Annotated in this window: 26 protein-coding genes and 1 tRNA gene; 11 read left to right on the forward strand and 16 right to left on the reverse strand. The window is 68.1% G+C overall.

The annotated features are described in order from the left end of the window. The 4 genes from GBZ26_RS07605 to GBZ26_RS07620 form a co-directional block, all read right to left on the reverse strand. The coding region (locus GBZ26_RS07605; RefSeq protein WP_174438322.1) for a hypothetical protein at positions 1 to 1423 on the reverse strand (1423 nt) is incomplete at its 3' end. A 216-nt stretch (positions 1424 to 1639) separates the two neighbouring features. Next, the gene (locus GBZ26_RS07610; RefSeq protein ID WP_035678729.1) at positions 1640 to 2293 is read right to left on the reverse strand and encodes a metal-dependent hydrolase; all 654 of its coding nucleotides are present in this window, start codon (positions 2291 to 2293) and stop codon (positions 1640 to 1642) included. A 203-nt stretch (positions 2294 to 2496) separates the two neighbouring features. Continuing rightward, entirely contained in the window at positions 2497 to 2916 is a 420-nt protein-coding gene (locus tag GBZ26_RS07615) for a hypothetical protein (protein ID WP_059399296.1), read from the reverse strand. 28 nt (positions 2917 to 2944) lie between these two features. Further along, complete coding sequence (locus GBZ26_RS07620) at positions 2945 to 3244, reverse strand: cupin domain-containing protein (RefSeq protein WP_035678732.1); 300 nt, start codon at positions 3242 to 3244, stop codon at positions 2945 to 2947. A 245-nt stretch (positions 3245 to 3489) separates the two neighbouring features. Between GBZ26_RS07620 and GBZ26_RS07625 the strand changes: the two genes are divergently transcribed. Together GBZ26_RS07625 and GBZ26_RS07630 are read left to right on the forward strand one after the other, a co-directional pair. Beyond that, positions 3490 to 5379 carry a DEAD/DEAH box helicase gene (locus GBZ26_RS07625; protein ID WP_174438323.1) on the forward strand — a complete coding sequence of 630 codons (1890 nt, stop codon included), beginning with the start codon at positions 3490 to 3492 and terminating at the stop codon, positions 5377 to 5379. A 90-nt stretch (positions 5380 to 5469) separates the two neighbouring features. Beyond that, positions 5470 to 5853 (forward strand): response regulator, encoded by a 384-nt coding sequence (locus GBZ26_RS07630; protein WP_174438324.1) that lies wholly within the window; start codon positions 5470 to 5472, stop codon positions 5851 to 5853. An 11-nt stretch (positions 5854 to 5864) separates the two neighbouring features. Here GBZ26_RS07630 and plsY read toward each other — a convergent pair whose 3' ends face one another. From plsY to GBZ26_RS07660, 6 genes are read right to left on the reverse strand one after another with little or no spacing between them, the layout of a single operon-like run. Further along, entirely contained in the window at positions 5865 to 6458 is a 594-nt protein-coding gene (gene plsY / locus GBZ26_RS07635) for a glycerol-3-phosphate 1-O-acyltransferase PlsY (protein WP_174438325.1), read from the reverse strand. Between the two features lie 4 nt (positions 6459 to 6462). Then, positions 6463 to 7770, reverse strand: a complete 1308-nt coding sequence (locus GBZ26_RS07640; RefSeq protein ID WP_174438326.1) for a dihydroorotase — start codon at positions 7768 to 7770, stop codon at positions 6463 to 6465. Continuing rightward, positions 7763 to 8725, reverse strand: a complete 963-nt coding sequence (locus GBZ26_RS07645) for an aspartate carbamoyltransferase catalytic subunit (protein ID WP_014198413.1) — start codon at positions 8723 to 8725, stop codon at positions 7763 to 7765. The genes GBZ26_RS07640 and GBZ26_RS07645 overlap by 8 nt, the downstream gene beginning before the upstream one ends. 57 nt (positions 8726 to 8782) lie before the next feature. Beyond that, on the reverse strand, positions 8783 to 9289 hold the full coding sequence (locus tag GBZ26_RS07650) for a hypothetical protein (RefSeq protein ID WP_174438327.1): 507 nt from the start codon (positions 9287 to 9289) through the stop codon (positions 8783 to 8785). 28 nt (positions 9290 to 9317) lie between these two features. Continuing rightward, positions 9318 to 9674, reverse strand: coding sequence for a DUF6152 family protein (locus tag GBZ26_RS07655; protein WP_174438328.1), 357 nt, complete (start codon positions 9672 to 9674; stop codon positions 9318 to 9320). Between the two features lie 18 nt (positions 9675 to 9692). Then, positions 9693 to 10658, reverse strand: coding sequence for a transcriptional regulator GcvA (locus GBZ26_RS07660; RefSeq protein ID WP_174438329.1), 966 nt, complete (start codon positions 10656 to 10658; stop codon positions 9693 to 9695). Between the two features lie 167 nt (positions 10659 to 10825). On the opposite strand from GBZ26_RS07660, the gene GBZ26_RS07665 reads away from it, so the two are divergent. From GBZ26_RS07665 to GBZ26_RS07675, 3 genes are read left to right on the forward strand one after another with little or no spacing between them, the layout of a single operon-like run. Beyond that, positions 10826 to 11068 carry a DUF1127 domain-containing protein gene (locus tag GBZ26_RS07665; RefSeq protein WP_174438330.1) on the forward strand — a complete coding sequence of 81 codons (243 nt, stop codon included), beginning with the start codon at positions 10826 to 10828 and terminating at the stop codon, positions 11066 to 11068. 35 nt (positions 11069 to 11103) lie between these two features. After that, the gene (locus tag GBZ26_RS07670; RefSeq protein ID WP_174438331.1) at positions 11104 to 11571 is read left to right on the forward strand and encodes a GFA family protein; all 468 of its coding nucleotides are present in this window, start codon (positions 11104 to 11106) and stop codon (positions 11569 to 11571) included. 3 nt (positions 11572 to 11574) lie between these two features. Further along, a complete protein-coding gene (locus GBZ26_RS07675) occupies positions 11575 to 11988 on the forward strand; it encodes a GFA family protein (RefSeq protein WP_174438332.1) in 414 nt (137 codons plus the stop codon). 16 nt (positions 11989 to 12004) lie between these two features. On the opposite strand, the gene GBZ26_RS07680 is transcribed toward GBZ26_RS07675, so the two are convergent. The 3 genes from GBZ26_RS07680 to ruvX form a co-directional block, all read right to left on the reverse strand. Next, on the reverse strand, positions 12005 to 12760 hold the full coding sequence (locus GBZ26_RS07680; RefSeq protein WP_174438333.1) for a hypothetical protein: 756 nt from the start codon (positions 12758 to 12760) through the stop codon (positions 12005 to 12007). Between the two features lie 204 nt (positions 12761 to 12964). Continuing rightward, the gene (locus GBZ26_RS07685) at positions 12965 to 13894 is read right to left on the reverse strand and encodes an AEC family transporter (RefSeq protein WP_174438334.1); all 930 of its coding nucleotides are present in this window, start codon (positions 13892 to 13894) and stop codon (positions 12965 to 12967) included. Between the two features lie 7 nt (positions 13895 to 13901). Next, entirely contained in the window at positions 13902 to 14462 is a 561-nt protein-coding gene (ruvX, locus tag GBZ26_RS07690; RefSeq protein WP_174438335.1) for a Holliday junction resolvase RuvX, read from the reverse strand. Between the two features lie 135 nt (positions 14463 to 14597). Here ruvX and GBZ26_RS07695 point away from each other — a divergent pair, with 135 nt between their 5' ends. Further along, positions 14598 to 15137, forward strand: coding sequence for a GNAT family N-acetyltransferase (locus tag GBZ26_RS07695; protein ID WP_174438336.1), 540 nt, complete (start codon positions 14598 to 14600; stop codon positions 15135 to 15137). Positions 15138 to 15174: 37 nt separating this feature from the next. On the opposite strand, the gene GBZ26_RS07700 is transcribed toward GBZ26_RS07695, so the two are convergent. Further along, the gene (locus GBZ26_RS07700) at positions 15175 to 16851 is read right to left on the reverse strand and encodes a methyl-accepting chemotaxis protein (protein ID WP_174438337.1); all 1677 of its coding nucleotides are present in this window, start codon (positions 16849 to 16851) and stop codon (positions 15175 to 15177) included. A 264-nt stretch (positions 16852 to 17115) separates the two neighbouring features. Between GBZ26_RS07700 and gatC the strand changes: the two genes are divergently transcribed. From gatC to GBZ26_RS07720, 4 genes are all read left to right on the forward strand, one after another. After that, complete coding sequence (gatC, locus tag GBZ26_RS07705; RefSeq protein ID WP_014198426.1) at positions 17116 to 17403, forward strand: Asp-tRNA(Asn)/Glu-tRNA(Gln) amidotransferase subunit GatC; 288 nt, start codon at positions 17116 to 17118, stop codon at positions 17401 to 17403. Next, positions 17403 to 18884, forward strand: a complete 1482-nt coding sequence (gatA, locus tag GBZ26_RS07710; RefSeq protein ID WP_174438338.1) for an Asp-tRNA(Asn)/Glu-tRNA(Gln) amidotransferase subunit GatA — start codon at positions 17403 to 17405, stop codon at positions 18882 to 18884. The genes gatC and gatA overlap by 1 nt, the downstream gene beginning before the upstream one ends. A 21-nt stretch (positions 18885 to 18905) precedes the next feature. Continuing rightward, complete coding sequence (gene gatB / locus GBZ26_RS07715; RefSeq protein ID WP_174438339.1) at positions 18906 to 20357, forward strand: Asp-tRNA(Asn)/Glu-tRNA(Gln) amidotransferase subunit GatB; 1452 nt, start codon at positions 18906 to 18908, stop codon at positions 20355 to 20357. 99 nt (positions 20358 to 20456) lie between these two features. Next, complete coding sequence (locus GBZ26_RS07720; RefSeq protein WP_174438340.1) at positions 20457 to 22571, forward strand: PAS domain S-box protein; 2115 nt, start codon at positions 20457 to 20459, stop codon at positions 22569 to 22571. 19 nt (positions 22572 to 22590) lie between these two features. Here the strand turns inward: GBZ26_RS07720 and GBZ26_RS07725 are convergent, their stop codons facing one another. Beyond that, the gene (locus tag GBZ26_RS07725) at positions 22591 to 22824 is read right to left on the reverse strand and encodes a hypothetical protein (RefSeq protein WP_174438341.1); all 234 of its coding nucleotides are present in this window, start codon (positions 22822 to 22824) and stop codon (positions 22591 to 22593) included. Positions 22825 to 23022: 198 nt separating this feature from the next. Between GBZ26_RS07725 and GBZ26_RS07730 the strand changes: the two genes are divergently transcribed. Continuing rightward, positions 23023 to 23116, forward strand: a tRNA-Ser gene (locus tag GBZ26_RS07730). Positions 23117 to 23135: 19 nt separating this feature from the next. On the opposite strand, the gene GBZ26_RS07735 is transcribed toward GBZ26_RS07730, so the two are convergent. Further along, complete coding sequence (locus GBZ26_RS07735) at positions 23136 to 24209, reverse strand: site-specific integrase (RefSeq protein WP_211104632.1); 1074 nt, start codon at positions 24207 to 24209, stop codon at positions 23136 to 23138. Positions 24210 to 24312 lie beyond the last annotated feature (103 nt).

Genomic DNA, 24312 nt, shown 5'->3' on the forward strand with positions numbered 1-24312 from the left:
GCGCGTGGGCGGCGGGGGGGATCGGGTGGGGGTGGCCAGGCTTGTCCGCAGGATCGGCGAGCGGGCGGGGCGTCCGCAGCCTTTCCGCGGCGCGGGTGGAGGACGGGCGGCGGAAGACCGTGGCGGGGTGTTTGCCGTCCTCGGCCCGCCACGGCTTGCCCGACGACACGATGCCGCGCCGCGCCAGCTGAGCCTGGAACTCGTTGACGAAGCGCACGCGCTCCATCAGCGGGTCGAGCACGCTGTGCATGGTCAGCGCCTCGATCCGCCGGGCCAGCACGGGGGCAAGGTCCTCGTGCACCGCGTTGCTCAGCTCGCGGAAGGCCTGATGGACCATGTTGCGTTCGCGGTCGGTGGTGTCCAGCTCCAGCGCGTGGACGGCGTCGTACCAGGCCAGGAAATGCTGGAGCTGGGCGGAGGGATGGTCGCGGTCGTCCACCGCGTCCGCCACCAGCAGGCCCGGCTTGCTGAGGAAGCTGCCGGTCAATGTGGCCTTCAGCGCCTCCGCGGCGACCAGAAGGCGGCCGATGATGGCGTCCTTGGCCACAGCGACGGGGAAGGCTTCGAAGAGGCGGGTCGCCAGGGCGGCGTCGTCGCGCCTGTGCAGGCCGGCCACCGCGAACATGGCCGCCCCGTCGCGCGTGCAGTCGCCGCGGCGCACCATCTCCCGCGCCAGCCGCACCGGGTCGCCGTGCAGCAGCGACGGCAGGGGCTGGTCCGCCCAGGCGGGGGCCGCCAGAAGGATGGTTTCCATCCGCTCCAGCTCCGCACGGGCGACGCCCTCGCGCTGGCGGACGCCGTGGCGTTTCAACATCTGCGCGCGGAAGCCCGACACCTCGGCCAGGAAGGCGGTCGCCGCCGCCGGCGTCGCGCGCAGGCGGGCCAGCACGGCGAGGCTGCGCTGGCGCAGCTCGTCTGCCCAGCCCTGCGCCTCGGCGGAAGCGAAGATCTCGTTGAGCGGTTGGTCCTTGGCGAGCCGGGCCACCGTCTCCTGGACGCGGCCGACCAGCGGTTCCATGCGCGGAGCCAGGGCGAACCACCAGGCGCTGACGTCCGCCAGATGCAGCGCGCCGGCCAGCCGGACCCCGCTGGTCAGCAGGGAATCGTCGCGCAGGATCAGCGCGTCGAACAGGCCGGTCCAGACGCGCCGCGCGTGCTCGGACCGCCGCCCGTTCAGCATGGTGACCAGCATCTGAGCGACCGGCTCGGCCATGTCCTCCAGATAGCCGTCGCGGATCATCTTGTAGAGCTGGAGCTTCTGCCCATGATCCAGCGGGGCCAGCACGTCGGACACACGCTTCAGGCTGTTGTCCTGCCCGCCGGGCAGATCGGGCAGGGCGAGATGGAGCGGAAGCGCCGTCGCCGCATCGGGAGGGGCGCCGTCGGCCGCCTGCGTCTCTTTCGACATCCGGAGCTTTGCCATGGTCGGATCCGTCCGCATCGAAGCGTGTGGAAATTCAATCTAAGATCGATTGGATATGGTTGTTAGAATATGCCTAAAAAGCCTAACGAATCGCTAAGCGGTGACAAAGACAGATTTTCACGGTCTCTATGACGAAATGCAACAAGGTTGGCGAAACTGAAAGCAAAGATAAGTCATTGACCGTTACATTTAAAACACAACCCAAACACTCATGCCTCATCCTTTCAACGGGCGGGTCTTCGCCGGCTCAGCGGGCTTGCGCGCGGGAATCGGCGGCGCACTGCGTTCCCGCCCTTCCTCTCCAAGGAATCCTTGCGCCGCGACGACGGCGGAGCGCCAGGGGCGGTCCATCGCCATCCAGTTCTCGAAGGGCAGGCGGTCGAGGGGCAGGCCCGGCCAGGATGCGGAAAACAGGCCGGAGATCATCCAACCGGCCAGCAGCGTGACCGCCAGCTGCTCCGAGAATCCGCCGGTCTTCAGGATGGGCAGCGCGAAGTTGCGCCGCCGCTTGATCGGCCAGAGCAGCGGCAGCCCCGCCGGGGTCAGCAGGTCGCCCGCCAGATGGGTCAGATAACCGATCAGGAAGGGCAGGATCAGGTGCGAGTAGTCCGCGTACTCGTGCAGGACCCAAAAGCATCCCGCGATGGCCAGCGTGGAATGGGTGACGCCGCGATGCCCGAAGACGGCGGAGATCACGTTCGACAGGGGCCGCATCAACTGGCCGAGCGTCGATTTGGGATGGTCGATGTCCGGCGCCAGCGACCCGATCACCGCCGCCCCGAACGCCACCACGTCAAAAGGCAGGCCGAAGCGCGCCGAGGCGTAGAACCACGCCGCCCCGCCGACGATCATGTGGGAAGAGGCCATCATGGGCGGTCACCGCAGGGCGAGCGATGAGGCACAGGGCGTCAGAACGCGCGGAGGCTGTGCCTGGGTGACGGCCACTCTGTCGGATGCTCCCGGATTCCTGGATCCTAACATTAGGACAGAAGTCGCGCCCACACAATCCCGGCCTGATCAAGAGGGATTCCGAAATGACATGGCGCCCATGCGTTCACGATGGAGGTACGCTTTCAGCCCGCCGGGCCGCGGGTGCAGGTTGCGCCGATGGCGCGCAGGGCGTTGCGCACCCGCCCGACGCTCTCGCGGTCCGGCAGGCTGTACCACGTGATGGTGAGGGCGACCGGCGCGGCGCGGCGCAGGCCGTGGACGTCGCCGGGGGCGGCCTCGACGACGCGGCCCTGGCTGCCGACGAACCAGCGCCAGCGCTGCCCCTCCCCGTCGGCCAGCGACTGCCAGACCTCACGGGAGTCCCGGTAATAGGCCCCGCCCCCGGCGTCCGCCGCGTCGGCGTAAAGGTAGAGCGGATTCTCGGGCGACAGCGAGAGCAGCAGGTGCTGGACGGACCGCGGCCCGCCGGAACGGATGACGGCGTCGGGAAGCGGCTCGTCGCCGTCTTGGCCATAGTCGAACATGGTGGAGCCGCGGTGCATCGGTCGGTCGGATCGGGCTTGTAAGGGGTCAGCCGGGCTGGAGGAATTCGACCTCGACGAAGACGATGTCGCTGTCGCCGTCGTTGATGACGTTGTGGCTGACGCCGGCCTTGCGGAAATAGGAGCGGCCCGGCTCCAGCGGGAATTGGCGGGCGTTGCCGTCCGGAGCGACGATGGTAAAGGCGCCGGCCGTCACCGGAACGATCACATAGTCGTAGCCATGCACATGGGCGCCGGTCTCCGCCCCCGGCACCAGACGCCATTCGGTGACGCGGGTGCGCTCGTTCTCGACATGCTGGGTGGAAACCGCCTGCGGACGGGTGCTCATGTCTTGGTGCCCTCCTTGCTCTTCTCATTGGGGACTTTTCAAAAGAACAATTCGTGTACCACGAAGCCCGAGCCGCGCCCAGACCGAAGCGCATCCGACACCTTTCCTTGGGACTCCTTTGGCGAGCGGCCCCCCTCCTTTGGGGGATGTCTACCTACGATTGAATCCGTGACCCGGTGACTCCCCGCAGCTTAGCCTTGCCGGTCCGTACCGCGGAAACCGTCAGGGAGGGGCGTCAGGCCGGCATGCCAGCGTTGAGGAGCCACCAGACCATGGTTGCCGGCGTCGCCGCGGCCATCGCCCAGCGGCAGACGGACGTGCGGGACGTGCTGGCCGCGGTGACGCCGGGTGGGGGAAAGTCGCTGTTGCCGGTCATCATGGGGGCGGCGCTGATGCGCGCCGGGCTGATCGACCGCATCTGCTGGATCGTGCCACGCGACAGCCTGCGCCGGCAGGCCGAGGAAGCCTTCGCCGATCCGCGCTGGCGCGAGGCGCTGGGCCACGGGATCGCGCTGCGGGCGGCGGAGAACGGGCGCGATCCTTGCCGCGGCCTCCAGGGCTACGTCACCACCTATCAGGCGGTCGCCGCGGCGCCGGACCTGCACCTTCAGGAGTTCCGCCGCCACCGCTATCTGCTGGCCGTGGACGAGTTGCACCACCTGCCCGCCGTCGCCGACAGCGGAGCGGCGACCACGGCGGAGGACGAGACGGCCTGGAGCCGTTCGATCCTGCCCCTTCTGGAAAGCGCCGCCGCCCGGCTGCTGATGAGCGGTACGCTGGAACGGGCGGACGGGCGCCCCATCCTGTGGCTGCCCTACCGCGCGCCGCAGGGGGTGCGGCGGGTGCGCGAGATCGACTTCAAGGCGCCGGGCTGGGCCATCGTCGGCTATTCGCGGCGCCAGGCGCTGGCCGAGAAGGCGATCCTGCCGGTGACCTTCGGGGCGATGGACGGCACCGCCACATGGCTGGACGCGGAGCGGACGACGCGCAGCGTCGATGCGCTGTCCCGCGCCGGGGAGAACACCCGCGACGCCCTGTTCACCGCGCTGCGCACCGGCTTCGCCCAGGCCATGCTGCGCGAGGCCTACCGCTCCTGCCGCGAGCACCGGGCGAAGCGGCGCGCGGCGGCGAACGGTCGGGAGGGCGCGGGGCATGAGGGCGCCGGGTTGGGCAAGCTGCTGGTGATCGCGCCGGACCAGGAGACCGCCCGCAACTACCTCGACACGTTGCGCGGCTGGATGCCCGGCGCGCAGGCGGCGCGGATGGCCCAGATCGCCATTTCCGAACGGCGCGACGCTCAGGAGGTGGTGGCCGCCTTCCGCCTGCGCCCCGAGCCCGCCGTTCTGGTCTCCGTCGCCATGGCCTATGAGGGGCTGGACGCGCCGGCCATCTCGCACGTCGCCTGCCTGACCCACATCCGTTCCCGCCCCTGGCTGGAGCAGGCCATCGCGCGGGCCACCCGCGTCGATCCCCACGCCGGCGCCTACGAGCAGCAGCGGGCGGTGATCTACCACCCCTCCGACATGATGTTCGAACGCTTCCGCCAGATGGTCGAGACGCAGCAGGGCACGCGGGCCATGGTCAAGACCCGGCGCCAGCACGAGCTGCCCTTCGAGCGCACGGTGGAGGCGGAGCCGGAGATCATCCCGCTGGAATCCAACGCGACGGCCCTGCGCTTCGCCGTGGTCGCTCCGGGCCCCGATTTCGGCAACCCGCCGCCGGGGCGCGATTCCGCCGACCGCCCATCGGCTGAGCGCCCGAAGGACGGAGTGCAGGTGCCCAGCGCGGTGGAGCATCATCTGCGCCAGCGCATCGGCCAGATCGTGGCGGCTCAGGTGATCGAGGACCAGGACAACAACCTCGTCGCCGAGGGGCCGGTCAGCTACCACACCTACAACGCCGTGCTGAAGCGCTGCATGAACAAGGCGCGCTCGGAAATGACCCTGTCGGAACTGGAGGCCGCCCTCGGCTGGCTGGAGCGCAACCGCATCTCCGACCACCTGCACCTGATCGCCGACGATCCCCAGTACCGCTGGTCGAGCCGCCGCAAGGCGCGGGGGGCGGGGTCGGTCACCGCCTTCTCGAAACCATCCCGTCGGACCTCACACCATGGTACGGTGAAGCCGACGTCCTAAATAACGCACGCCGACACACTTTTTTGCAGGAGCGAAGACACCGGCCTTCGTAGAATGTGTCGGCCCGTTCGCCACCCGTGGAGGTTACCGGTGCGTTTCGCGAGGCCGCTCAATATTCTTCTCGTGGAGGATGACTCGCTCACCGCCATGGCAATGGCCCGCATGCTGGAAATGGCCCATTGCACGGTCACCACCGTGACGGACGGCGAAGCCGGGCTGAGCGCCCTGGCCGGGGGCGCCTTCGATGCGCTCATCACCGATCTGGTCATGCCCCGGCTGGGCGGCGAGGCGATGATCCGGCAGCTGCGGCTCGATTGGCCTGACCTGCCCATCGTGGTTCTGTCCGCCTCCCCGCCGGAGGACGGAATCCCCGGCCTGCGGGGCGGGGAGGGCGGACCGCTGGTCATCCTGCGGAAGCCCGTCCTGGCGGGGGAATTGCTGACGGCGATGGATCAGGTGTTCCTGAAGACCTGAACGGAGGTCGATCAGGCCTTCTTCTTGCCGAAGCTGATCTTCGGCTCCTCGCCCTTCAGCAGGCGCTGGATGTTCGCGGAATGGCGGATGGCGACCAGCGCGGCGATGAACAGGCAGAGCCCCGCCACCAGCGGCCCGCCGAAAATCCAGCCGAAGATCGGGCTGAGGCCCAACGCGGTCAGGGCGGACAGCGACGAGATCTTGAACAGGAAGGCCATGGCGAGCCACGTCGCGCAGGCGATCACGCCGACCGGCCAGGACACCGCCAGCAGCACGCCGAGCGCGGTCGCCACGCCCTTGCCGCCCTTGAAGCCGAGCCAGACCGGGAAGCTGTGGCCCAGCATGGCGCCGCCCGCCGCGAAGACCGCCGCCTCCGGCCCCGCCCAGGCGAGAGCGAGCAGGGCGGCGATGGCGCCCTTGCCGCTGTCCAGGATCAGGGTGGCGGCGGCCAGCGGCTTGTTGCCGGTGCGCAGCACGTTGGTGGCGCCGATGTTGCCGGAGCCGATCTGGCGGATGTCGCCCAGACCGGCCAGCCGCGTCAGCACCAGCCCGAAGGGGATCGAGCCCAGCAGATAGCCCAGCAGGGCCGAGATGAGCAGGGTCACCGCGTCAGCCCTCGAACTGCCAGACGGTGCGCCCGTCGACGACGGTGCGCAGCGGACGGCCCTGGACGGGGCGGTCCTCGAAGGGGCTGTTCTTCGACTTCGACTTGAAGGCCGTCACGTCCACCTTCCACGGCACCTCCAGGTCGAAGGCGATCAGGTCGGCGGGCGCCCCCTTGGCGATGCGGCCGAGCGGCAGGCCGAGCAGTTCGGCCGGCTTCACGGTCACGCAGGCCAGCGCCTTCAGCAGCGGCATGGCGCCCTTGTGCACCAGCTCCAGCGTCAGCGGGAACAGCGTCTCCAGCCCGATCACGCCGCAGGCGGCCTGGGCGAAGGGCAGACGCTTCTGGTCCTGGTCCTGCGGCGTGTGGTCGGACGCGATGGCGTCGATGGTGCCGTCGGCCAGACCTTCCACGATGGCGCGCCGGTCCATCTCGCCGCGCAGCGGCGGGGAGACCTTGGCGAAGGTGCGGTAGTCACCGACGTCCGTCTCGGTCAGGGCGAAGTAATGCGGGGCGGTGTCGCAGGTGACCTTCAGCCCGCGCGCCTTGGCGCGGCGGATCAGGTCCACCGACTCGCCCGTCGAGACATGGGCGAAGTGCAGCCGGCCGCCGGAGAGTTCGAGCAGGCGCAGGTCGCGCTCGATCATGATGATCTCGGCCTCCCGCGGGATGCCGACGAGGCCGAGGCGGGTGGCCCGCTCGCCCGAATTCATCATGCCGCCGCTGGCGAGGCTCGGCTCCTCCGGATGCTGGACGATCAGCTTGTCGAAGGTGCGGGCGTAGCTGAGCGCGCGGCGCATCGCCTTGGCGCTGGCGATCGCCTTGGTGCCGTCGGTGAAGGCCACCGCCCCGGCGCGGGACAAGAGGCCCATCTCGGTGATCTCGTTGCCGTCCGTGCCGCGGGTCGCGGCGGCGTAGGCGAAGACCTTGACCAGACGCACCTCGCGGGCGCGCCGGGCGATGAACTCCAGGCTCGCCACCTCGTCGGTCACCGGGTCGGTGTTGGGCAGCAGGACCACGGCGGTGATGCCGCCGGCCACCGCGGCGCGCGACGCGCTCTTGATGGTGTCCTTTTCCTCCTCGCCGGGCTCGCCGATCAGGACGCGCATGTCGACGAGGCCGGGGGCGAGGCACTGGCCCTGGAGGTCGACGACCTCGATCCCCTCCGGCACGCCGTCGGCGAACAGGGACGGGCCGAAGTCGGCGATCTTCGCGCCTTCGGTCAGCAGGTCGCCCCGCTGGTCCAGGCCGCTGGCGGGGTCGAGCAGGCGGGCGTTGCGGTAGGCGACGCGGGGTGCGTTGGAATTAGACATCGGTCCCCCGGCGATCGCGGGTGAGAAGGTCGAGCACGGCCATGCGGACGGCCACGCCCAGCTCCACCTGATCGAGGATCATGGAGCGCTTGAGGTCGTCGGCGACCTCCGAATCGATCTCGACGCCGCGGTTCATCGGGCCGGGGTGCATGACCACCGCGTGCGGCTTGGCGACCGCCAGCTTCTCGTAGTCCAGGCCGTAGAAGTAGAAGTATTCGCGGGTCGATGGGACGTACTGGCCGCTCATCCGCTCGGTCTGGAGGCGCAGCATCATCACCACGTCGGCGTCCTTCAGCCCGGTCGCCATGGAGTGGTGGATCTCGACGCCCAGCCGGTCGATCTGCGAGGGGATCAGCGTCGGCGGCGCCACGACGCGGACGCGGGCGCCCATGGCGTTCAGCAGATGGATGTTGGAGCGCGCGACGCGGCTGTGCAGGATGTCGCCGCAGATCGCCACGATCAGCCCGTCGAGGCTGCCCAGGCGGCGGCGGATCGCCAGCGCGTCCAGGAGCCCCTGCGTCGGGTGCTCGTGGTGGCCGTCGCCGGCGTTGATGACCGAGCAGTTGACCTTGTCGGCCAGCAGCTTCACCGCCCCCGAATCGGCGTGTCGAACGACCAGCGCGTCGAGGTGCATGGCGTTCAGCGTCATCGCCGTGTCGATCAGCGTCTCGCCCTTCTTCACCGAACTGCCGTCCGACGACATGTTGATGACGTCGGCGCCGAGCCGCTTGCCGGCCAGCTCGAAGCTGGTGCGGGTGCGGGTCGAGTTCTCGAAGAAGAGGTTGACGATCGTCCGCCCGTCGAGGAGCGACGACTTCTTCGAAGGCTGGCGGTTCTGCTCGACGTAGCCGTCGGCGAGGTCGAGGATGGTGGTGATCTCGCCTGCCGTCAGCCCCTCGATGCCAAGGAGGTGGCGGTGCGGGAAAACCGTCGTGGAATGGGGCGATCCGGTCATGGGCCGGGACTATAGGAGCGGTCCCGGACGCCCGCAAGCGCGCCCTACGGCTTTCCTTCAGACATAGGCGATGAGCCGCCCGCAGGCCAGAATCCCGACCCACAGCGCGAGCGAGGCGGCGCCCGCGAACCGGGCGCCCGGCGGGGGCCGGTCGGACAGGCTCCACGCCGCCATGCGCCGGCCGGCGAGTCGGTGGAAAGCGAGAATGTTCAGCAGGGCCAGACCGATCAGCGCCAGCTTCGCCAGGAAGGCCGGGTTGCCGGCCAGCGCCGTCGCCTCCGTGGTGAAGAGGAGGAGGCCGGTCGGCACCGCCAGCGCGAAGCCGGTCACCACCACCGGCAGGAGCAGCCGCGCCAGCGCATCCGCCGGCAGCAGCGGCGCCCGGACCCCGATCAGACGCAGGTCGAGGGCCAGGATCGCCCCGACCAGAAGGGCGAAGCCGAGGATGTGCGCGATCTCGACCAGCGGGTAGAGCCAGACCGACTGGCGCAGCGATTCGCCGAGCCCGGACGTCTCCAGCGCGACGAGCCAGCCGGGGCCGGCGGGGCCGAGATCGTGGTCCATGCTGAGCGACCGGGCGCGCGGGCCGTCGTCAGCGCAGCTCGATGGTCTTGTCGGCGGCGGTGATGCGCTCCGCCCGCAGCTCCGCCGGATCGGACTTGGCGGGATAGCCGACCACCGTCACGGTCTGGCCGGGCTTGATCGAATCGGCGGGCAGGCCGCGCGTGCTCATGCGGCTGGGCGGGGCGAGCACGACGTGCCAGAGCTTGCCGTCGGCCTGGAGATTCAGCATGGCGTGCGGGTTGTTGAAGGCGATCTGCTGCACGGTGCCGGTCAGCGTCATCTCCTGACCCGACTCGTAACCGCCCCAGCCATGGTGCGCGGCGGCGGGCCAAGCCAGCGAAGCGGACAGCAGGGCGGCGAGGGCGAGTGGGCGTGCGGGCATCATGGCGCAACCTTTCCCCGGTCAGGCGTCTGTTAAGGCGTCTGGGGAAGAGGTTGTGGCGGATTCGGCCGCGGACAAGGTCCGGCTGTGTCCGGCCGCAGGATCGGTGGCGGCTTCCTCGAACAGCCAGTCGCGGAACGCCTTCACCTTGGGACGCGAGAAATAATGGGGCGGGGCGGCCACGTAATAGGCGTAGTTGCCCGGCAGGTGGACGTCGAACAGCCGGACCAGCCGCCCGGCGGCGACGTCGTCCGCCACCAGGACGCCGCGGGCCAGCGCCACGCCCCCGCCTTCCGCCGCGACCTGGAGCAGCAGGGCCGAATCGTCGAAACGCGGGCCGCGGGCGTGGTCCAGCCCGGCGATCCCCGCGGCCTCGCCCCAGGTGCCCCAGGTGATGAAGTAGTCGTCGTGGAGCAGCGTGTGGTGGCGCAGATCCTCCGGGCAGCACAGGGGGCGGGGACCGTCGAGAAGCGACGGGCTGCACACCGGATAGATGTCCTCGGTCATCAGCCGCTCGCACCGCAGGCCGGGCCAGTTGCCGGCGCCGAAGCGGATGCCGATGTCCACGTCCTGCTGGGTGAAATCCACGAGCTGCGGGGTGGTGTGCAGCCGCACCTCCAGCTCCGGATGGCGGGCCTGGAAGCGGCCCAACCGCATGACCAGCCACTTCGCGGCGAAGCTGGGCATGGTGGAAATGGTCAGCGCGCCGGACCCGTCCATGCGGAACAGCCGCTCCGTCGCGTGCGACAGCGTGTCGAGCGCGTCGCGCACCGGCGGCAGGTAGGATTGCCCCGTCTCCGTCAGGATCAGCGCGCGGTTCATCCGGCGGAACAGCGGCATTCCGAGCCATTCCTCCAGCCCCTTGATCTGATGGCTGACGGCGGCCTGGGTGACGTGAAGCTCCTCCGCCGCCTTGGTGAAGGACAGGTGGCGGGCGGCGGATTCGAAGGCGCGCAGCGCGTTCAGCGGCGGCAGGCGGCGGGCCATGAAACGACTCCGGGATGCGGGATTCGGATTAGTTTTCCTAATCCAAACTATGAGAAAGCGTCGTTTGTGCGCAAGGACCGGGTGGCCCATCCTCCAGTCACGGAACACAGTCCGGAACGTCGGGCGACAGGCTCCGACGAGGACCGGAGACAAGAGGAGACGCGGTCATGGCCCAGAGCATGAATGACGGCATGAATGGCAGCATGAACACCCGCACCGACGCGCGGGAGCGGTCCGGCCAAGGGGTCGGCGGTGCGCTGGTCACCCTGTTCGACACCGTGGCGACCTGGAACGAACGGCGGCGCCAGCGGCGCGCGCTGGAGGCCTTGCCCGATCATCTGCTGCAGGACATCGGTCTGTCCCGCGCCGACGCGGTGACCGAGGCCGACAAGCCCTTCTGGCAGGGCTGACCCCCATGACGTACAGCCCCATGACGGACAGCCCCATGACGGACGGTCCCGAGACGGACCGCGGGAACGGGCGGGTCTGGACCGGCGGTTGCGCCTGCGGCGGCGTGCGCTATGAGATCATGGCGACGCCGTCGCCGGTGTCCTTCTGCCATTGCGGCCAGTGCCGGCGCCAGCACAGCCATGTCGGCGCCTACACCACCTTCCCGCGAGACGCGCTTCGCCTGGTGGCGGACGACACCCTGGCCTGGTACGCGTCGTCGGAACGCGCACGGCGGGGCTTCTGTTCACGCTGCGGGACCGGCCTGTTCTGGGATCCGGCGGCGGAACCCCGCATGGACGCCACGGCGGGCAGCCTGGACGAACCGACCGGCCTGCAGGCCGACCGTCACATCTGGGTGGACTTCAAGGGCGACTATTACAGCCTTTGCGACGACGGCCTGATCCGCCGGACCAGCACGGAGCCCGGCAACCAGACCCTCTTCAACGACCCGATGGAGGATTGAGGCATGAGCGGCGGCGCGACGTTGACCGGTGGCTGCCTGTGCGGCGCCGTTCGGTACGAGGTGGCCGAGCGGCCCATGGGGGTGGTCAACTGCCATTGCGGCCAGTGCCGGCGCTTCCACGGCCATTTCGGCGCCTACATCACCATCCCGCGCGAGACGGTCGTCATCGAGGCGCAGGACACCCTGTCCTGGTACCGTTCCTCGGCGAAGGCGCAGCGGGGCTTCTGCTCGCGCTGCGGTTCCTCCCTGTTCTGGAGTGGCGACGAGACGGACCTGTTCGACATCGCCGCCGGCACGCTGGACCAGCCGACCGGCTTGACGACGCTGCGGCATATTTATGCTGAGGACAAGGGCGATTACTACGCCATCGACGACGGGCTGGAACGCTTCCCGCAGGGCGCTCCGGAGCCGCCGTGAACGGTCACGGAAAGCCTCAGCCAAGGAGGCTGTGGATGGTTTGCAATATGGTCTTGGAGTTCACCCTGGCGTATTCGTCGGCGTTGTTGGAAATGACCATGCCGAAGACTTCAGCGTCGCCGCCGTTCTTGCCGCTGGTGAGAGCGTAGGCGTTGGCTGTGCCGCCTGGATTCCAACCGCCCGCACTGTCCAACGACGCGCCAAGCGCCGAGGCCCTGATTTTGGCCAGGGCGCCTTGAGCGTTCGCGCCGCCGTTCTTCAAATCGACCAGAGAGCTGTCGGCGCCGGGCTTCTTGGCGCTGTCGAACAGGATGCGGAGGTTTCCGCCTTTCTCCGCGCCATTCGGCAGGAAAGCGATGTCGAACATGCCGGTGGTTCCGCCGCTTTTATCGGTCCACATGCTTTCACCCGTCGTTTGCAGCATGTTGGCTACGGCCGGAGGCATTGTCGGTTCGATCAGCCCATTCTTCTCCGCCAGATTTTTTATGGCCGTCAGCGCGGCTCCGCCCGCCGCCCAACCGTTCCGGTCGGCGCTCAGGCCGAAGGTCTCGTCGACAAGATCGCGCACCCTGCCCGTATAGTCCGTGTGCTTCTCCCGCCACTCGGCATGGGCCGCCATCGCTTCGGGCGTGAAGCGTTCCGCGTCGGCGTTCAGTCCGGGCACCGTCTTCGCGGCCGCCACGGCTTGCGCCAGCGAATCGGCGGTTACGGTGAACCTCGTCGCGTTACTCATCCGGAATTGCGCCTCGGTGGAGAGGCTGACCGTGTCCACAGGCCCGGAGGCCGGCGGTTCCGCCGACGGGGAGGCCGCCGCAACCGGACCATGTCCTGAAACCCTCCCCAACGCCGCAAAGGAAGGGCTTGGGCTGTGGGACGCTGCGGGAGGGATGGTCATGGCTGCGCAAGTCCCTGCGATGAACTATCCAGGGTAGTGTTCGCGCTCGGTTCCTAACGAACCATTAAAGGCGACCGACCGTCATCCCGCCAAGGCGACGACCAGGGGCAGCGTGGCGGCGGAGGCGAGCGTCTGGACGGTGATGATGCCGGCGACGAGCGCGTGGTCGCCGCCCATCTGCCGGGCCAGGACATAGGAACTGGCCGAGCAGGGCAGGGCGTTGAACAGCACCGCGATGGTCAGCGGCAGCCCGTCCACCCCCAGCCACAGCCCGGCGAGCGCCGTCGCGGCGGGGACCAGCAGCAACTTCAGGACGCTGGACAGCGCCACGCCGAGTCCGGCGCCACGCGCCGCGGCGAGGTCCAGCCCGGCGCCGACCGACAGCAGCCCCATCGGCAGGGCGGCCCGCGCCAGGATGCCCACCACGTCCCCGACCACCGGAATGCGGCCTATCCCGCCCAGATTCAGGGCGGCGCCGATGGCGACGGCGATGATGATCGGGTTGCGCAGGATGCCGGAGACGACCGCGCCGACACCGCTGCGCTGCGGCGCGCCGTCCGCCACGCGCCCATACTGCACCATCGCCGTGACGCAGAGCAGGTTGACCAGCGGCACCACCACGGCGATGCCCACCGCCGTCAGCGTCAGCCCGGCGGACCCGTAGAGCGCGCTGGCCCCCGCCAGCCCCACATAGGTGTTGGGTCGGATCGCCCCCTGGAAGACCGAGGTGAAGGCCGGTCCGCCCAGCCCGATCGGGCGCCGGACGGCGAGCGCCAGGGCGGCCCCGGCGAAAATCCCCGCGGCCATCGTCCCGCCCATGGACCCCATGGATAGGGCGCGCAGGTCGGTGCGCGTCAGCTCGTCCACGATCAGGCAGGGAAAGAACAGAAGATAGGTCAGCCGGTCGAGCGACGGCCAGGCGGACTCGGGGATCACGGCGCGGCGGCGCAATCCCTGTCCGAACAGGATCAGCAGGAAGATCGGGGCCAGCGCTCCGGCGATGGGCAGCATGGGGCCGTCAGGCGTCCACGTTGTCGCCGCTGTGGCCGCCAATATCGTTGTCGTACTCGTCGCGCTCCCGTTGCTCCCGCTCCATCCGGCGGATGTGGGCGAGCGCGTCCAGGGCGCCTTGCAGGATGTAGGCGGCGGCCATTTTGTCCACCACCTCGTCCCGGCGCTTGCGGGTCATGTCGGCCTCGCCGATCATGAAACGCTCGACCGCGGAGGTCGACAGCCGCTCGTCCCAAAAGGCGATCTCGGCGTCCCAGCCCAGCAGGTCGGACCGCTCCATCAGGTTCTTGGCGAAGGCGCGGGTGGATTCGGCGCGCGGCCCCTCCGACCCGTCCATGTTCAGCGGCAGGCCGATCACCAACCCGCCGATCCCGTAATCGCGCAGCGTCCGCGACAGCTCGCGGGCGTCCTGGGTGAACTTCGTGCGCTTCAGCGTGCCGATCGGCGAGGCGACGACGAAATTCGGGTCGGACACGGCCATGCCGACGGTCTTGGTGCCGACGTCGAGGCCGAGCAGGCGCTGGCCCCGGCCCAGGCGGGCGGCCAGTTCGGGAAGCGTATGGATCATGCCGCGAACCATAGAAGCCGTCTGCCGGAACGGCAAGCCCGGCGGAGATGTTGGGCGATGCGATGGCGCAGCGAAGCCGCTTGAGTTGTTTTTCGGGATACTTATTCTAGCGATTGTGAATTCCGGAGTTCATCCATGCCCACCGCCGCCCCCGTTCCGACACCCGCGGCTGCGTTCAGCCACCGCCCCTTGACCGACGCCGACATTCCCCACATCTGCCGGTTCGCCCGCGATCGGGAGGAATTGTATTTCCTGTTCCCCCGTGCGGCCTGGCCACTGACTCCGGAACAGGTGCGCGCCTCCCTGGCCGTGCGCCGCGATCCCACGGTGGTGCTGCGGAGTGGCGAGGTGGTCGGCTATGCGAACTTCGCCACCTTCGAGGCGGGGTGCAGCGCCAGCCTGGGCAACGTCAGCGTTGCGCCCGAGGCGCGGCAAACAGGCGTGGCGAAGCATCTGGTGCGCACCATGATGGACCGCGCCTTCGGCCATCATGGCTTGCCTGAACTTTTGCTGCGTTGCTTCAACACCAACACGCCGGGACTTCTTCTCTACGCCGCGCTGGGATTCGTCCCGATCGCCATCGAGGAGCGGACGGCGCCCTGGGGGGACCGGCTTGCCCTGTTCACCCTGCGCATCGACCGGGCGTGTTGGGGCGCGGGACGCCACGAAGGGTGACAGGGTCCAATTTTCGGCGTCGGGCGCCGTCGCGAGGTCAGGCGTTGCGGATGCGCTGAACGAACTCGTCCACCGACCGGCGCATGGCTTGGGCGTGGTCGCCCAGACTGTTGGCGGCCTCCAGCACATCCGCCGCCGCCTGCCCGGCCTCGCGCGAGGCATCGTTCACCTGCAGGATGCTGCGCGAAGCGTCGGCGGTGCCTTGGGCGGCCTGCTGGACGTTGCGCGAAATCGCCCCGGTTGCCGCGGACTGGCGTTCCACGGCCAGGGCGATGGCGCCGGCGATGTCGTTCACCTGCCGCACCGTTTCGGCGATGTCGCGGATCGCCGAAACGGCGTCGTGGGTTTCCTTCTGGATCGCCTGGATCTGGGCCGCGATCTCCTCGGTGGCGCGGGCGGTCTGGTTGGCGAGGCCCTTCACCTCGTTGGCGACGACGGCGAAGCCCTTGCCGGCCTCCCCGGCGCGGGCGGCCTCGATCGTCGCGTTCAGCGCCAGCAGGTTGGTCTGCGAGGCGATCTGCTGGATGAGCTGGACCACGCTGCCGATGCGCTCCGCCGTGCCGGAGAGGCTTTCCACCATGGCGTTGGTGCGCTGTGCCTCCTCAAGCGCGGCCCGGCTGGTGCGCGCGGCGCTGTCGACCTGATGGGCGATCTCGGTGATGGAGCCGGTCAACTCCTCGGTGGCGGAGGTGACGGTCCGGACATTGCCCGACGCCTGTTCCGTCACCGAGGCGACGGAGGAGGCCTGGGCCGTCGTCCGTTCGGCGATGGCCGTCATGCTGCGCGCGCTGCCCTGAAGCTGTCCCGCCGCCGCTGCGACGGCGCTGACCATGTCCTGCACGCCGGTCCGGAAGGAATCCGCCAATTCGTTCATCAGCCGCCGCTTCTCCGCCGCAGTGCGCTGGTCGGCCTGCCGGGCCTCCTCCTCCATGGTGCGGTTGCGCTGGAGGCTGTCCTTGAAGACCAGCACGGCGCCGGCCATCGCACCGATCTCGTCGCGCCGGCTCTGCGCGGGAATGGCGATGGAGAGTTCCCCGTCGGCGAGCCGGCGCATGGCCTCGGTCATGGCGCGCACCGGTCCGGCCACCGAGCGGGTGGTGAGCAGGGCGGTCAGCAAGAGGATCGCCGTCATCGCCAGCGAGATCGACACCCCGATCATGCCGTAGCGTTCAGCGGTGTCGTCATACTCGATGTCCGCTTCCCTGGCCTCGCGGGCGGTGGAGTCCTTGATCTTCTCGTACAGGTCGGACATGGCGGCCAGCTCGCCGTCGATCCGGTCGTCCATGGCGCGGGTTCGCGCGTCGGCGGGACCGCTGCGCAGGATGGGCAGCATCTCCGTCTCGAAGATGTCCACGGCGGCCCGGAAATGCCGTTCCGCCTTCTCCGCCCAAGCGCGCTCATCCGCTGTGTCCATCACCTCGGCGGTCTTGCGGATGTAAAGTTCGGCGTTCCGGCGGACGGCTTTCCACTGCTCGTCGTGTTGCGGGGCGTAGCCGTTGATCTGCGCGTCGGCCACGATCTTGTAGAGGCGTCCGTCATAGCCGGCGAGTTCGGTCAGCGTCGTGGCGTCGGCGACCCGCCGCATCCCCTCCTGCTGCAGGTCGCTCAGCCGCGTCATCGCGTTGATGTTGAACAGGGCGACGGCGGCGAAACCCGCCACGCCGATGCCAAAGCCGAGGAAAAGGCGTTTCGCCAGCGTCAGTGATGCGGTCATCGAAAGCCTGCCGGGTTGGGTGCGATGAAGTGGCTTCGGCGGGAATTTGATTCGTATGTTTGACAATCTAACAGGGAAACCGCGCTCGCACCATGTGGCGTCGGCTCCGGGAGCCATTTGCCGCGCTTTCCTCCTCCGCGCCTTTCCGCCGTCGGTCCGGACGGGGCCGGGGTGGAAGGGATATCCCTGAATCATTGCGGTAATAGAATTCGGGTGATAGCTTCCAAGCCGTTTTTCCAGACGTTTCGGAAGAGAGTGGAAGGCATGTCGCTCGACAAGGCCACCGTGGCCAAGATCGCGCATCTGGCCCGCATCAAGGTGCCGGACGATGAACTGGATCACCTGGCGGGTGAGCTGAGCCAAATCCTGACCTTCGTCGAACAGTTGGGCGAGGTCGACACGCAGGACGTGCCGCCGATGACCAGTGTGGCCGCGCAAACCCTGCGCCGCCGCAAGGACGAGGTGACCGATGGCGGTTACCGCGACGCCGTCCTCTCCAACGGCCCGGAGACGGCCGAAGGCTTCTACGTCGTTCCGAAGGTGGTCGAGTGATGACGGGACTTACGCATCTGACCATGGCGGCGGCCCTCGACGGCCTCGCCAAGAAGGAATTCACCGCGGTCGAGCTGACCGAGGCCCACGTCAAGGCGGTGGAGACGATCCGCCCGCTGAACGCCTTCATCACCGAGACGCCGGAACAGGCGCTGGCCATGGCCAAGGCGTCCGACGCCCGCCGCGCCAAGGGCGAGGCCGGCCCGATGGAGGGACTGCCCATCGCGGTGAAGGACCTGTTCTGCACCAAGGGCGTGCTGACCACCGCGGCCAGCCACATCCTCGACGGCTTCAAGCCGGAGTATGAGTCCACCGTCACCAGCAACCTGTGGCGCGACGGCGCCATCATGCTGGGCAAGGTGAACCTGGACGAGTTCGCCATGGGCTCGGCCAACATCACCTCCCACCACGGCAACGTGATCAGCCCGTGGAGCCCGGGCGAGGTCGGCAACTGGTCGCGCCAGATCGTCCCCGGCGGCTCGTCGGGCGGCTCGGCCGCGGCGGTGGCCGCGCGCGCCGCTCTGGGCGCCACCGGCACGGACACCGGCGGCTCGATCCGCCAGCCCGCCGCCTTCACCGGCATCGTCGGCATCAAGCCGACCTACGGTCGCTGCTCGCGCTGGGGCGTGGTCGCCTTCGCCTCCTCGCTGGACCAGGCCGGCCCGATGACCCGCACGGTCGAGGACGCGGCGATCATGCTGCGCTCGATGTGCGGCTTCGACCCGAAGGATTCGACCTCGGTCGACATGGCGGTGCCGGACTTCCGCGCCGCGCTGACCGGTGACATCCGCGGCCTGAAGGTCGGCATTCCGAAGGAATACCGGGTGGAGGGCATGCCCGCCGAGATCGCCGCGATCTGGGACCAGGGCATCGAATGGCTGAAGCAGGCCGGCGCCGAGCCGGTGGAGATCAGCCTGCCGCACAGCAAGTACGCGCTGGCCACCTACTACATCGTCGCTCCGGCCGAGGCGTCGTCGAACCTCGCGCGCTACGACGGCTTGCGCTACGGCCTGCGGGTCGAGGGCGCCAGCCTGAAGGACATGTACGAGAACACCCGCGGCGCCGGCTTCGGCAAGGAGGTCCGCCGCCGCATCCTGATCGGCACCTACGTGCTGTCTGCGGGCTATTACGACGCCTACTACAACAAGGCCCGTCAGGTGCGCACGCGCATCAAGTGGGACTTCGACGAGGCGTTCAAGACGTGCGACGTCATCCTGACGCCGACCGCGCCGAGCACCGCCTTCGCCATCGGCGAGAAGATGGACGATCCGATCCAGATGTACCTGAACGACGTGTTCACGGTCCCGGCCTCGCTGGCCGGCCTGCCGGGCATGTCGGTTCCGGCGGGCGTCGGGTCGGACGGGCTGCCGCTGGGGCTCCAGCTCCTGGGCCGGCCCTTCGATGAGGAGACCGTCCTGCGCGTCGGTCAGGTCATCGAAAAGGCCGCCGCCGTCACCGCCACCCCGCCGTTCATGGCCTGAGCCGGACGAGAGAAGAGACCGATGTCGTACATTCAGGGCGAAACGGGCGATTGGGAAATCGTGATCGGGCTGGAGGTCCACGCCCAGGTCATCTCGAACGCCAAGCTGTTCTCCGGCGCCGCCACCGCCTTCGGCGCGGAGCCGAACAGCCAGGTCAGCTTCGTCGACGCCGCCTTTCCCGGCATGCTGCCCGTCATCAATGAGCGTTGCATCGAGCAGGCGGTGCGCACCGGCCTGGGCCTGAAGGCGCAGATCAACCTGCACTCGGTGTTCGACCGCAAGAACTACTTCTACGCCGACCTGCCGCAGGGCTATCAGATCAGCCAGTATCTGCAGCCCATCGTCGGCAAGGGCGAAATCGTTCTGGACCTGCCGGACGGCTCCTCCCGCACGGTCGGCGTCACGCGCCTGCACTTGGAGCAGGACGCCGGCAAGTCGCTGCACGACCAGCACCCCGCCAAGACCTACATCGACCTGAACCGGTCGGGCGTGGCGCTGATGGAGATCGTGTCGGAGCCGGACATGCGCACCGCGGAGGAGGCCGGCGCCTATGTGCGCAAGCTGCGCTCCATCCTGCGCTACCTCGGCACCTGCGACGGCAACATGGAGGAAGGCTCCATGCGCTGCGACGTCAACGTGTCGGTGCGCAAGCCGGGCGCGCCCTTCGGCACGCGCTGCGAGATCAAGAACGTCAACTCGATCCGCTTCGTCATGCAGGCGATCGAGTACGAGGCGCGCCGCCAGATCGAGATCATCGAGGATGGTGGGAAGATCGACCAGGAGACGCGTCTGTGGGACACGACCAAGTTCGTGACCCGCTCCATGCGCTCCAAGGAAGAGGCGCACGACTACCGCTACTTCCCCGATCCGGACCTGCTGCCGCTGGAACTGGATCCGGACTGGGTCGAGGACATCAAGAAGACCCTGCCGGAACTGCCGGACGACAAGAAGGCCCGCTTCATCAGCGAGTACAAGCTGTCGCCCTACGACGCCAACGTGCTGGTGTCGGAGAAGGCCCGCGCCGACTTCTTCGAGGCGGTGGCCAAGGGCCGCGACCCGAAGCTGGCCGCCAACTGGGTTACCGGCGAACTGTTCGGCTATCTGAACAAGGCCGGAAAGGAGATCGAGGAAAGCCCCGTTTCGGCGGAAAACCTCGGTGGCCTGATCGACCTGATCGCCGACAACACCATCTCCGGCCGAATCGCCAAGGAGGTGTTCGAGGCGATGTTCGAAACGGGTGAGAAGCCCGCCGACATCGTCGAGAAGAAGGGCCTGCGCCAGGTCACCGACACCGGGGCCATCGAGTCGTCCATCGACGCCGTGCTGGCTGCCAACGCCGACAAGGTGGCCGAGTTCCGGTCAGGCAAGGACAAGCTGTTCGGCTTCTTCGTCGGTCAGGTCATGAAGGCGACGCAGGGCAAGGCCAACCCGGCCCTGGTCAACGAAATCCTGATGGCCAAGCTGAAGGGCTGATTGGAAACGGTTGTGACGCCCTGCCATGGCATGGTGCGGCGTCATAACCGTTGATTTTGTTCTCCCGTCGGTTTCAAGTGGGGGTCGGCGGGAGGCCCAATGATTGCAGATTCGCTGACGGTGGCGCTGCTTGCGCTGTTCGCCGGTCTCCTGGCCGGATTTCTCGCCGGTTTGCTGGCGGCGCGGCGCATGGGACCACGGCCCTCAGCGGTGGATTCGGCAACCATCGCCGTTGCGACGGGGGAACGGCTGCGCGCCATCCTGGACACCGCTCCCATCGGTGTTCTCATCAACACGCGCGACGGCGACAACCTCTATCACAGCCCCAGCGCCGCCACCTGTTTCAAAGTCAGCGGCGAGCAGCTCCAGCGCGACGGCATGTGGCCGCTCTATCATGACCCGCTGGACCGCCGGGCCGCCATCGATCGCCTCTACGCCGACGGCCTCTTCCACGGACAGGAAGTGTTGCTGCGCCGCGGCGACGGCGAAACCTGCATGGGTTCGCTGAGTTCGACCGTCATCGACTTCGAAGGGCAGCGCTGCCACATCAGCTGGTTCTACGATCTGACGGAGCAGAAGAAGGCCGACGCGGTTCGCCGCGATCTGGCCGACCGTTTGGAAATGGCGCTGGACGCCACCGGCGCGGCGGTGTGGGACACCGATATCCTGCAGGGAACCTGCTGGTGGTCCGACAGCTTTCCACGCATGCTGGGCTACGCCGAGCCGCCGGAGATGCCCGCCGACTTCTGGGATGTGCGTCTGCATCCCGAGGACCGGCAACGCGTGCTGACCACCATCGATGCCCACCTGCGGGGCGAGACCGCGGCCTACGCCTACGATTACCGGCTGCGCCGCGCCGATGGCGGCTGGATCTGGATCGCGGCCCAGGGACGGGCGATTCGCGACGCTTCCGGGCGGGCGGTGCGCTACGTCGGCATCATGACCGACATCACCGAGCGCCGCCGCCAGGAGGAGGAGGTTCGCGCCGGCAAGGAGCGGCTTCTGCGGATTCTGGAGGCCAGCCCCATCGCTGTGAACATCACGCGCCGCGACGGCCTGCTGGTGTTCTGCAACACGCAGTCGGAGATCATCCTGGGCCGGACGCGCGACGACCTGCTGCCGATGCCCGCCGAGCGGTTGTATGCCGATCCGGCGGACCGCCAGGCCCTGATCGACCGCTTCGAACGGGAGGGTCCCTTCCGCGATGCCGAGGTGCGCTTCCGCAAGCCGGACGGAACGATCATCTGGGTGCTGTCGAGCTGGGGCGAGATCGAGATGGACGGCGAGCCGGCGCTGCTGACCTGGCTCTACGACATCAACGACCGCAAGGCGGCGGAGGCCGCCATGGTGGCAGCGCGCGACGAGGCGGAGCGCGCTCTGGCCGACCTGCGCGCCGCCCAGGAAAGCCTGATCCAGGCGGAGGCCATGGCCTCGCTGGGCCAACTGGTCGCCGGGGTCGCGCACGAGATCAACACGCCCATCGGCATCGGTCTCACCGCCGCCAGCCACATCGCCGAACAGGCCCGTGACCTGCGCGCCCGTTTCGATTCGGGCCTACTGAAGAAGACCATCCTGGCCGAGTATCTTGACACGGTGACGGAGGCGGCGCGCCTGTTGATGTCCAACATGAACCGGGCGGCGGCGCTGGTGCAGAGTTTCAAGCAGGTGGCGGTGGACCAGACCTCCGGGGAGCGGCGGTCCTTCGATCTGCGGACCTACGTCGACGAGGTGCTGTTCTCTCTGCGGCCCCGGCTGAAGCGGACGCAGGTGACGGTCGAGGTCGACTGCCCCGACGGGCTGGAGATGGACAGTTTCCCCGGCGCGTTGAGCCAAGTGCTGACCAACCTCGTGATCAACGCGTTGATCCACGCCTATGGCGAGGAACAGCGAGGGACCATCCGGATCGCGGTCCATCCGGACGGTGACGATCATGTCGTCATCGATTTTTCCGACGACGGGGCGGGCATCCCCGAGGATCTTTTGCAAAAGGTGTTCGAGCCTTTTTTCACGACCAAGCGCGGCGAGGGAGGCTCAGGGCTTGGCCTGCACATCGTGCAAAGCACGGTGACGGGCGTGCTGGGCGGTACGGTGGCGGTGCGGTCGGTGGCCGGGCACGGCACGGGCTTCACCCTGCGTCTGCCCCGTCGCCTCGCTCGGGAGGCCGTCGTGCCGACGGTGCAAGCGCCTCGGCCGGGGCCGGTGGTGCTGGTCTGATGGCTACCAAAGGGTTCCGTCAGGCGTGGAAATCCTGGAGTTGCAAATGCTTGGGCCGGCGTCCCCGCCGCTTGGGCGCCTCGAACGCGGTTGTGGCCCCATTTTCACCGCGCGCCTCGGCCTTCAATTCCTGAACGCAGCGCAACAGAAGTTCCTTTTCGCGAAGGTCCTCGCGGTCGGTGATCTCCAAGCAGCTCAGCTTGATCTCGACCAGATCGATCAGCGTTTCGGCGCAGCGGCGTGACAAGCTCATGATGTCCCCCTGACCAAAGATTGCTATCGCGTTCCGGTGGTACACTACCTCCAATTTTCTAAAAAATACATAAAATTTTATACAGATTTCATTCCTTTCTGGCTTGTTCCAAATTTTTGGCGAGTAAGCGTTGACAGGCCCCATCCGGATCGTTAGAACGCACCCACGCCAGCGGCGCCACACAGCGCCGACCCGGTAGGAGGGGTGGCCGAGAGGCTGAAGGCGGCGGTTTGCTAAACCGTTATAGGGGCTCAAACCCCTATCGTGGGTTCGAATCCCATCCCCTCCGCCATTCCTTTCAAATCAAATACTTAGCTGGCTGATTTGGCGGTTTCCTGGGGCTGCAACCCAGGAGAAACCGTTATAGACGTGCCGGTTTTTGTGCCGGCCCTGGCCGGGACATACCCCAGGTAAATCTCCGTCGTTTTCACGCTGCTGTGCCCCAGGTGCTTGGACAGGGCGTAGATGTCCCACCCGTCCCGCAAGGCCCGGATGGCGAAGGCGTGCCGCAGGTCATGGCAGCGGAATGGCCGGAACGGTGTGCCCACCTGCTGTGCCGACTTTTGTGCCGACCGCACCATCTCCCGAAACCGTGACGACACGTTGAGATAACGCGACCCCTTCCCGTGCCAGAACACCGCGTCGGAACCCAGGAAGTGGGGCAGGGCGGTCAGCATGGCCAGCGTGTCCGGTTCCAGGCGGATCGTGCGCGGCCGGCTGGTCTTCGTCTTCAGGAAGGTGACCGTTCCGGCCTTCAGATTGACCTGCCTCCAGGTCAGGCCGGCGGCCTCCTCCTGCCGGCAGCCGGTTTGGGCGAGGAACCGGATCATGCTGGCGAACAGGCCGGGGCACCGCGCGATGACGGCCTCCACGTCCGCGCTCGATGGCGGATGGATCGACTCGCGCCGTTCACGGGTGAGGCGGCGATTGTAGTCGCGCGCCGGGTTCGCCTCGCACGCTCCCCATTCGACGGCGGCGCCCAGGACGGCGGACACCGCGGTCAGGTCCCGGTTGATGGTGGCGTTGCTGGCCCCGCCCTTGCTCCTGGCGCTGACCAGGGTGGAGATGGTCTTCCGCGTGATCTGATCGACGTACAGCGCCTCCAGATGCGGGCCGACCTGCCCGAGGCTGACCGTGTAGCGCTTCAAGGTGCCGGGCTTCACCGCGTCCGGCCCCACCTCGGTGAGGTAGCGCACGACCGCGGCCTTCCACGTCAGGCGTGATTCGCCGAAGTGGACCGCGGCGGTGATTTCCTTCTTGAACTGGTCGAGCCGCCTTTGGGCTTCTTTCCGATCAGACGTGCGTAAGCTTCGTCGATGCTCGGCCCCGCCGGCCTGTATGCGTGCCCACCAGACGGCGCCGCGCTTGTAAAGGTTCGATGGCATGCTGCCTCCTGATCTTGTATCCAGCGCCGGAACCGCTCGGCATCGAAGGTCCAGCGCCCGAACAGCTTAGCAGCACCGGGAATCTCCGCCGCGCGATGCTGTA

The sequence above is a fragment of the Azospirillum formosense genome, assembly GCF_013340925.1.
GTDB classification, from domain to species: Bacteria; Pseudomonadota; Alphaproteobacteria; order Azospirillales; family Azospirillaceae; genus Azospirillum; species Azospirillum formosense.

Excerpts from the sequence above, each read along its gene's own strand:
- GBZ26_RS07665 (WP_174438330.1), top strand. The coding sequence starts at position 10,826 with ATGGCCCAGAGCATGAATGACGGCATGAATGGCAGCATGAACACCCGC.
- GBZ26_RS07735 (WP_211104632.1), bottom strand. The coding sequence starts at position 24,209 with ATGCCATCGAACCTTTACAAGCGCGGCGCCGTCTGGTGGGCACGCATA.
- GBZ26_RS07675 (WP_174438332.1), top strand. The coding sequence starts at position 11,575 with ATGAGCGGCGGCGCGACGTTGACCGGTGGCTGCCTGTGCGGCGCCGTT.
- GBZ26_RS07625 (WP_174438323.1), top strand. The coding sequence starts at position 3,490 with ATGCCAGCGTTGAGGAGCCACCAGACCATGGTTGCCGGCGTCGCCGCG.
- GBZ26_RS07620 (WP_035678732.1), bottom strand. The coding sequence starts at position 3,244 with ATGAGCACCCGTCCGCAGGCGGTTTCCACCCAGCATGTCGAGAACGAG.
- gatA (WP_174438338.1), top strand. The coding sequence starts at position 17,403 with ATGACGGGACTTACGCATCTGACCATGGCGGCGGCCCTCGACGGCCTC.
- GBZ26_RS07700 (WP_174438337.1), bottom strand. The coding sequence starts at position 16,851 with ATGACCGCATCACTGACGCTGGCGAAACGCCTTTTCCTCGGCTTTGGC.
- GBZ26_RS07725 (WP_174438341.1), bottom strand. The coding sequence starts at position 22,824 with ATGAGCTTGTCACGCCGCTGCGCCGAAACGCTGATCGATCTGGTCGAG.
- GBZ26_RS07660 (WP_174438329.1), bottom strand. The coding sequence starts at position 10,658 with ATGGCCCGCCGCCTGCCGCCGCTGAACGCGCTGCGCGCCTTCGAATCC.
- gatC (WP_014198426.1), top strand. The coding sequence starts at position 17,116 with ATGTCGCTCGACAAGGCCACCGTGGCCAAGATCGCGCATCTGGCCCGC.
- GBZ26_RS07645 (WP_014198413.1), bottom strand. The coding sequence starts at position 8,725 with ATGACCGGATCGCCCCATTCCACGACGGTTTTCCCGCACCGCCACCTC.
- ruvX (WP_174438335.1), bottom strand. The coding sequence starts at position 14,462 with ATGATCCATACGCTTCCCGAACTGGCCGCCCGCCTGGGCCGGGGCCAG.
- GBZ26_RS07670 (WP_174438331.1), top strand. The coding sequence starts at position 11,104 with ATGACGGACGGTCCCGAGACGGACCGCGGGAACGGGCGGGTCTGGACC.
- GBZ26_RS07655 (WP_174438328.1), bottom strand. The coding sequence starts at position 9,674 with ATGATGCCCGCACGCCCACTCGCCCTCGCCGCCCTGCTGTCCGCTTCG.
- GBZ26_RS07650 (WP_174438327.1), bottom strand. The coding sequence starts at position 9,289 with ATGGACCACGATCTCGGCCCCGCCGGCCCCGGCTGGCTCGTCGCGCTG.
- GBZ26_RS07640 (WP_174438326.1), bottom strand. The coding sequence starts at position 7,770 with ATGTCTAATTCCAACGCACCCCGCGTCGCCTACCGCAACGCCCGCCTG.
- gatB (WP_174438339.1), top strand. The coding sequence starts at position 18,906 with ATGTCGTACATTCAGGGCGAAACGGGCGATTGGGAAATCGTGATCGGG.
- GBZ26_RS07615 (WP_059399296.1), bottom strand. The coding sequence starts at position 2,916 with ATGCACCGCGGCTCCACCATGTTCGACTATGGCCAAGACGGCGACGAG.
- GBZ26_RS07685 (WP_174438334.1), bottom strand. The coding sequence starts at position 13,894 with ATGCTGCCCATCGCCGGAGCGCTGGCCCCGATCTTCCTGCTGATCCTG.
- GBZ26_RS07610 (WP_035678729.1), bottom strand. The coding sequence starts at position 2,293 with ATGATGGCCTCTTCCCACATGATCGTCGGCGGGGCGGCGTGGTTCTAC.
- GBZ26_RS07720 (WP_174438340.1), top strand. The coding sequence starts at position 20,457 with ATGATTGCAGATTCGCTGACGGTGGCGCTGCTTGCGCTGTTCGCCGGT.
- GBZ26_RS07695 (WP_174438336.1), top strand. The coding sequence starts at position 14,598 with ATGCCCACCGCCGCCCCCGTTCCGACACCCGCGGCTGCGTTCAGCCAC.